This window comes from Achromobacter insuavis, assembly GCF_902859645.1.
Classification (GTDB): Bacteria; Pseudomonadota; Gammaproteobacteria; order Burkholderiales; family Burkholderiaceae_B; genus Achromobacter; species Achromobacter insuavis.
This window is the reverse complement of the sequence record NZ_CADIJR010000147.1, coordinates 1-6,515: the sequence shown is the minus strand read 5'-3', so window position 1 is coordinate 6,515 and position 6,515 is coordinate 1. Positions and strand designations below refer to the sequence as shown.

The window sequence follows — 6,515 nt, the reverse complement described above, 5'->3', positions numbered from 1 at the left end:
CAGCCCGGGCGCCGCGCCCGCCTACGGCCTGCGGCCCTCGCCGACGCCGCAGCGCCCGCATACGCAAGTGCCGTTCCGCCTGCACGCCGAGCCGGCCGGGATTCCCGCCGCCGACTGGCAGTCGCTGTATCGCCCGCTGACCGAAGACACCGCCGCGCGCGTCGAGCCGCTGCGCGACGTGGCGGCGCCGGCGCCGCAGGCCGCGCCCGCGCCGACGCTGCCGGCCGACGAGGAGCATCCGCTCGGCATGGCGCTCGGCCAGCTGCACGGCATCTACATCCTGGCGCAGAACCGCCGCGGCATGGTGCTGGTGGACATGCACGCCGCCCACGAACGGGTGGTCTACGAACAGCTCAAGCAGGCGCTGGACGCGCGCAGCCTGCCGCGCCAGGACCTGCTGGTGCCGGTGGTGTTCCACGCCCAGGAAAAGGACGTCGCGGTGGTCGAGGAATTCGAGGAACAGCTCGAAGACCTCGGCTTCCAGATGCGGCCGTCCGGCCCCACCTCGATCGCGGTGCGCTCGGTGCCCGCCATCCTGGCGCGCGGCGACATCGAGACGCTGGCCCGCGCCGTGCTGCGCGACCTGGCCGGCGTGGGCGTGTCGCGCCTCTTGACCGAACAGCGCAACGAACTGCTGTCGACCATGGCCTGCCACGGCTCGGTGCGCGCCAACCGCAAGCTCACGATCGAAGAGATGAACGGCCTGCTGCGGCAGATGGAAGCCACCGAGCGCGCCGACCAGTGCAACCACGGCCGGCCCACCTGGGTGCAATGGTCGGTGTCCGATCTGGACAAGCTGTTCCTGCGCGGGCAATAGGTCTTGCCCGTGCCCGCCGCCCCCCTCGTCATCTGCCTGGCCGGCCCCACCGCGGCCGGCAAGAGCGCGTCCACCCTGGCGCTGGCCGAACGCTGGCCGCTGGAGATCGTCAACGTCGATTCGGCCACCATCTACCGGGGCATGGACATCGGCACCGCCAAGCCGTCGCCGGCCGAGCAGGCCCTGGTGCCGCAGCACCTGCTGGACATCCTCGACCCGGCGCAGTCGTATTCGGCGGCCGAATTCCGCGCCGACGCCCTGCGCCTGATCGGCGAGATCACGGCGCGCGGCCGCATCCCGCTGCTGGCCGGCGGCACCATGATGTACTACAAGGCGCTGCGCGACGGGCTGGACGACCTGCCGCAGGCCGACCCGGCGCTGCGCGCCGAACTCGAAGCGCGCGCCGCCCGCGACGGCTGGCCGGCGCTGCACGCCGAACTGGCGCGGCTCGACCCTGTCACCGCCGCGCGCCTGGCGCCCAACGACAGCCAGCGGATCCAGCGGGCGCTGGAGATCTGCCAGTTGTCGGGCCAGCCCATGTCGGCGCTGCTCGGCCGCCAACGCGCCAGCGCCGGCGGCGACGACAACCGCTACCTGACCATCAGCCTGGAACCCTCGGAGCGCGCCGCGCTGCACGCGCGCATCGAACAGCGCTTCGACGCGATGCTGGCCAACGGCCTGCTGGACGAGGTGCGCGGCCTGCATGCCCGCGCCGACCTGCACCCGGGCCTGCCCTCGGTGCGCTGCGTCGGCTACCGCCAGATGTGGGCCCATCTCGATGGCGAGATCAGCCTGGACGAAGCCCGCGAGCAAGGCATCGCCGCCACCCGCCAGCTGGCCAAGCGCCAGATCACCTGGCTGCGGGCCCAGCCCGAGCGCGTGATCGTCGACTGCCTGGCGGCCGACGCGGTGGCGCAGACCATCGACGCGGTGGCCACGGCGCTGGCCGACGCGTCCTGACGCACGGGGACGCCCGCCCCCGGACCTGACCTTTCGATGCAACCGGCCCCCCCGCGGCCCCTGATCACTGGAGATCGAACTGATGGACATCGACGAAGCGAACCGGTCCTTTGCCGCCATGCTGCGCAAGCAGAACAAGGCCCTGATCAGCGAAATCCAGCGGTTGCTGCAGGCGCGTCCGTTCACGCTCGACCAGGGCGTTTCCGCGGACACCGTGGACGCCATTCACATCGAATACGACTGGGAGTCGTTCGCGCCCGTCGCGATTCCATTGAACACGCGTTCCGGCTACTGCGGCCGGGGCCTGCGGCTGGCCTTGCCGTCCCCGTTGATTCCGCCAGAGGTCGACGCCGCGTTGACGGAGGCCATGGACAACGAGGACGATGATTTCGGCGATGAACTGCGCGACAAGATGACGGAGACCTACATCGCCTGGTTCCAGGCGGCCTGGCGAGACGCGCGCGCCGTCAACCGGGATATGCGCGGCTTTCTGTCCGTTCACGACACCCTGTGGCGCACGGATCTGGATACGGGGGAAGAATTCCGCGAGGACGAGGGGCGGGTCAAGTTCTTCTAGCCCCGTCGTGAAATGAAAAAACCCGCCACCAGGGCGGGTTTTTTCATTGCGCGGCCAGCCGGCTCAGACCACCACGGTCTGCGGCATGCCTTCGGTCTGGGCGACGATCTCGCCCAGCTTGCTGACCGTTTCACCCTGCTCGCGCAGCGTGGCGGCGATGGCGTCGGCCTGGGCCGGGTCCACCACCAGCACCATGCCGATGCCGCAGTTGAAGACGCGGTACATCTCGGTGTCCTCGACGCCGCCTTGCTGCTGCAGCCACTGGAACAGCTTGGGCATTTCCCAGCTGTCGCGCTGCAGGCGGGCCGACAGGCCGTCCTGGAGGATGCGCGGCACGTTGTCGAGCAGGCCGCCGCCGGTGATGTGGGCCAGGCCCTTGATGGCGGTGCCGTGCTTGGCCAGCGCGGCCAGCACCTGCTTGACGTAGATACGGGTCGGGGCCATGACCACGTCGACCAGCGGCTGGCCGTGGAAGTCGTCGTCGGGCTTGGCGCCGGCGCGTTCCAGGATCTTGCGCAGCAGCGAGTAGCCGTTCGAGTGCGCGCCGCTGGACGCCAGGCCCAGCACCACGTCGCCGACCTTGATCGACTTGCCGTCGATGATGGCCGACTTCTCGACCGCGCCCACGGCGAACCCGGCCAGGTCGTATTCGCCATCGGGGTACATGCCCGGCATTTCGGCGGTTTCGCCGCCGATCAGGGCGCAGCCCGACAGTTCGCAGCCCTTGGCGATGCCGCCCACCACCGACGCCGCCGTGTCCACCGAAAGCTTGCCGCAACCGAAGTAATCCAGGAAAAACAGCGGCTCGGCGCCCTGCACCAGGATGTCGTTGACGCTCATCGCCACCAGGTCGATGCCGACGGTGTCGTGGCGGTTCCAGTCGAACGCCAGGCGCAGCTTGGTGCCGACGCCGTCGGTGCCGGAGACCAGCACCGGCTCCTTGTAGTTCTTGGGCACTTCGAACAGGCCGCCAAAGCCGCCGATACCGGCCAGCACCCCGGGGCGCATGGTGCGCGCCGCAAGCGGTTTGATACGGTCGACCAGGGCATCGCCCGCGTCGATGTCGACACCGGCGTCACGGTAGGTCAGGGGAGCTTTGGGTTGATTCGTCATGAGAAATGCCGTGGGATATGTAACAATTGCTGGGAATTGGGGTGGAACGCCCTGCATTTTACGATGTTGCGGCCCGGTCCAGGCCGGCGGCCGGCGAAAGCCGTCCGCGGCGGGCGGGACGGCCCCGGGCCGGCGCGGCGCCATTTTGGCGCAAACCCAAGCCAGGCAAAGGGCTTGGACGCGACACCGGCGCCCCGGGTGGTTTAAAGTGTAGGGTTGGCCGATAGCGATTTTGCCAGTTTCTGGCGGGCAACGCCGCCGCCGGCCATGGGCTCGCCCTAGCTATACCCGCCTGATCGATAAACCTCTCATGAACCGCCAGCTGCTGCTCGACGTTCTTCCCGCGCCAGCGCCCTCGCTGAACAACTACATCGCCGGTCCCAACGGAGAGGCGCTGGCGGCCGTGCGCACGCTCGCTCCCGGCCGCGCGCTGTATATCTGGGGCTCGGCCGGTTGCGGCCGCAGCCACCTGCTGCGCGCGCTGACCGCGCGCCCCGACGCCGTCTACATCGAAGCGGCCAACAGCGCCAACATCCTGCGCGTGCTGGCCGAGGCCGACTCCAAGTCGCCCATGCCCAAGTTCGTGGCGGTGGACGACGTGCACCTCATGGACGAGCACCGCCAGGCGGGCTTGTTCGCCCTGTACAACCGCTGGCGCGAATCGGCTGCCACCGGCCGCGCCTTCGCGCTGGCCGTGGCCGGCGACCGCTCGACGCTGTCGATGCCGCTGCGCGAAGACCTGCGCACCCGGCTGGGCTGGGACCTGGTGTTCCGCCTCGACCCGCTGTCCGACGCCGACAAGCTGGCGGCGCTGGCGGCCCAGGCGGCCGAACGCGGCCTGCACCTGGCGCCCGAAATCATCAACTGGATGTTGACGCACCACGAGCGTGACATCCGCAAGCTGGCGGCGTTGCTGGACGCGCTGGACCGCTATTCCCTGGCCACCGGCCGTCCCATCACCCTGCCCCTGCTGCGCGCCATGCTCGCAGACCCTGATTCACAACGCACATGACCTCCCGACGTCTCGCCCTGTTCGACCTGGATCACACCCTGCTGCCGCTCGACAGCGACTACCAATGGGCCGACTATCTGGCGCGCACCGGCCGCGCCGGCGATCCGGACGAGGCCCGCCGCCGCAACGACGACCTGATGGACCGCTACAACCGCGGCGAACTCACCGCCGAACAGGCCGCCGAGTTCATGCTGGGCCTGCTGGCGGCGCACGCGCCGTTCGAACTGGCCGCCTGGCACGAGGACTTCATGGCCGAGGTCATCCGCCCGTCGATCACCCCCGCCGCGCGCGAGCTGGTCGAATCGCACCTGGAAGCCGGCGACCTGTGCGCCGTGGTCACCGCCACCAACAGCTTCGTCACCGCCCCCATCGCCCGCGCCTTCGGCATCCCCCACCTGGTGGCCACCGACGCCGAAGTCCAGCGCGGCCGCTACACCGGCCGCATCCTCGGCACCCCGAGCTTCAAGGAAGGCAAGGTGGTGCGCGTGAACGACTGGCTGGGCGCCATGGGATTAGGACTTGCGGATTTCTCCGAATCGTTTTTCTATAGCGATTCGGTCAATGATGTTCCACTGCTCGAAAAGGTGACCCGTCCGATCGCCGCCAACCCCAGCCCCACCCTGCGCGCCATCGCCCAGGAACGCGGCTGGCAAGTGATCGACCTGTTCGACCACGTCATAGATGCCAAGTCCTAAATGATCACCGAAACCATAAAAAAATTCGTCGGCCGACTGTTCGCGCCGGCAGCCCGGGGGCCCTTGCGCATCGGACGCGACAAGCACGGCATCGACCGCCGCAACGTCTCCCGCCATGCCATCAAGGTGTGCGAGGTGCTGCGCCAGCACGGCTATGACGCCTACATCGTCGGCGGCGCGGTGCGCGACCTGATCGTCGGGCTGGAGCCCAAGGATTTCGACGTCGCCACCAACGCCACGCCCGAACAGATCCGCCCGCTGTTCCGCCGCGCCCGCATCATCGGCCGCCGCTTCCAGCTGGTGCACGTGGTGTTCGGCCAGGAGATCATCGAGACCTCCACCTTCCGCGCGCCCGCCTCGGAAGACCAGGAAACCGACGCCCACGGCCGCATCCTGCGCGACAACGTGTTCGGCACCCACGAGGAAGACGCGGCGCGCCGCGACTTCACCATGAACGCGCTGTACTACGACCCGCACAACGAGGAAGTGATCGACTTCCACAACGGCGTGGCCGATCTGAAGAAGCGCCAGATCCGCATCATCGGCGATCCCGCCAAGCGCTACCGCGAAGACCCCGTGCGCATGCTGCGCGCGGTGCGCTTCGCCGCCAAGCTCAACGGCACGATCGACCCGGCCACGCGCCAGCCGATCCGCACCATGGCCGACCTGATCGAGAACGTGCCGGCCTCGCGCCTGTTCGACGAGATGCTCAAGCTGCTGACCTGCGGCCACGCCATGGACTGCCTGCGCCAGCTGCGCGCCGACGGCCTGCACAACGGCCTGCTGCCGCTGCTGGACGTGGTGCTGGAGCAGCCGGGCGGCGAGCACTTCGTGGAACTGGCGCTGGAGCGCACCGACGCCCGCGTACGCGCCGGCAAGACCATCAGCCCCAGCTTCCTGTTCGCCGCGCTGCTGTGGCAGCAGGTGGACGTGCGCTGGAAGCAGCTGCGCGCCCAGGGCGAGCACACCATCCCGGCGCTGTCGCAGGCCGCCGACTCGGTGCTCGACGAGCAGACCGAGAAGCTCGCGATCCAGCGCCGCTTCTCGTCGGACATGCGCGAGATCTGGTTCATGCAGCCGCGCTTCGAGCGCCGCATGGGCAAGACCATCTTCCGCATGATCGAACAGCCGCGCTTCCGCGCCGCCTGCGACTTCCTGCAGCTGCGCGCCGCCGCCGGCGAGTTCGACAGCGTGCTGGCGCAGTGGTGGATGGACCTGGCCAACGCCGACGACGCCACCCGCGCCGACATGATCGAGGAAATCTCGCGCCTGCCGCGCGACGCCAGCGAAGGCCCGGCGCCGGCCGCGCGCAAGCGCCGCCCGCGCCGCCGCCCGTCCTCG

The 6,515-nt window shown here is 69.3% G+C and carries 7 protein-coding genes; 6 read left to right on the top strand and 1 reads right to left on the bottom strand.

Translation table 11 applies throughout. The features are described from left to right. The 3 genes from H0523_RS31305 to H0523_RS31295 all read left to right on the top strand — a co-directional run. Nucleotides 1-817, top strand: an 817-nt coding sequence (locus H0523_RS31305; RefSeq protein WP_503467168.1) for a DNA mismatch repair MutL family protein, incomplete at its 5' end; no start/stop codon positions are given. A gap of 3 nt (nt 818-820) precedes the next feature. Next, entirely contained in the window at nt 821-1,777 is a 957-nt protein-coding gene (miaA, locus tag H0523_RS31300) for a tRNA (adenosine(37)-N6)-dimethylallyltransferase MiaA (RefSeq protein ID WP_054434604.1), read from the top strand. A gap of 82 nt (nt 1,778-1,859) precedes the next feature. Next, on the top strand, nt 1,860-2,354 hold the full coding sequence (locus H0523_RS31295) for a hypothetical protein (protein WP_054434606.1): 495 nt from the start codon (nt 1,860-1,862) through the stop codon (nt 2,352-2,354). A 63-nt stretch (nt 2,355-2,417) separates the two neighbouring features. On the opposite strand, the gene purM is transcribed toward H0523_RS31295, so the two are convergent. Further along, on the bottom strand, nt 2,418-3,467 hold the full coding sequence (gene purM, locus H0523_RS31290) for a phosphoribosylformylglycinamidine cyclo-ligase (protein ID WP_006393058.1): 1,050 nt from the start codon (nt 3,465-3,467) through the stop codon (nt 2,418-2,420). Nucleotides 3,468-3,777: 310 nt separating this feature from the next. On the opposite strand from purM, the gene hda reads away from it, so the two are divergent. The 3 genes from hda to pcnB all read left to right on the top strand — a co-directional run. Next, nucleotides 3,778-4,479: a DnaA regulatory inactivator Hda gene (hda, locus tag H0523_RS31285; RefSeq protein WP_054434608.1), complete on the top strand. Its 702-nt coding sequence runs from the start codon at nt 3,778-3,780 to the stop codon at nt 4,477-4,479. Then, nucleotides 4,476-5,174 (top strand): HAD family hydrolase, encoded by a 699-nt coding sequence (locus H0523_RS31280; protein ID WP_054434610.1) that lies wholly within the window; start codon nt 4,476-4,478, stop codon nt 5,172-5,174. Before hda ends, H0523_RS31280 begins: the two co-directional genes overlap by 4 nt. Beyond that, a partial coding sequence (pcnB, locus tag H0523_RS31275) for a polynucleotide adenylyltransferase PcnB (protein ID WP_180180289.1) occupies nt 5,175-6,515 on the top strand: 1,341 nt, incomplete at its 3' end.

What these genes read in the sequence shown, in the direction of transcription:
- H0523_RS31295 (WP_054434606.1), top strand. Translation starts at nt 1,860, where the DNA reads ATGGACATCGACGAAGCGAACCGGTCCTTTGCCGCCATGCTGCGCAAG.
- purM (WP_006393058.1), bottom strand. Translation starts at nt 3,467, where the DNA reads ATGACGAATCAACCCAAAGCTCCCCTGACCTACCGTGACGCCGGTGTC.
- hda (WP_054434608.1), top strand. Translation starts at nt 3,778, where the DNA reads ATGAACCGCCAGCTGCTGCTCGACGTTCTTCCCGCGCCAGCGCCCTCG.
- H0523_RS31280 (WP_054434610.1), top strand. Translation starts at nt 4,476, where the DNA reads ATGACCTCCCGACGTCTCGCCCTGTTCGACCTGGATCACACCCTGCTG.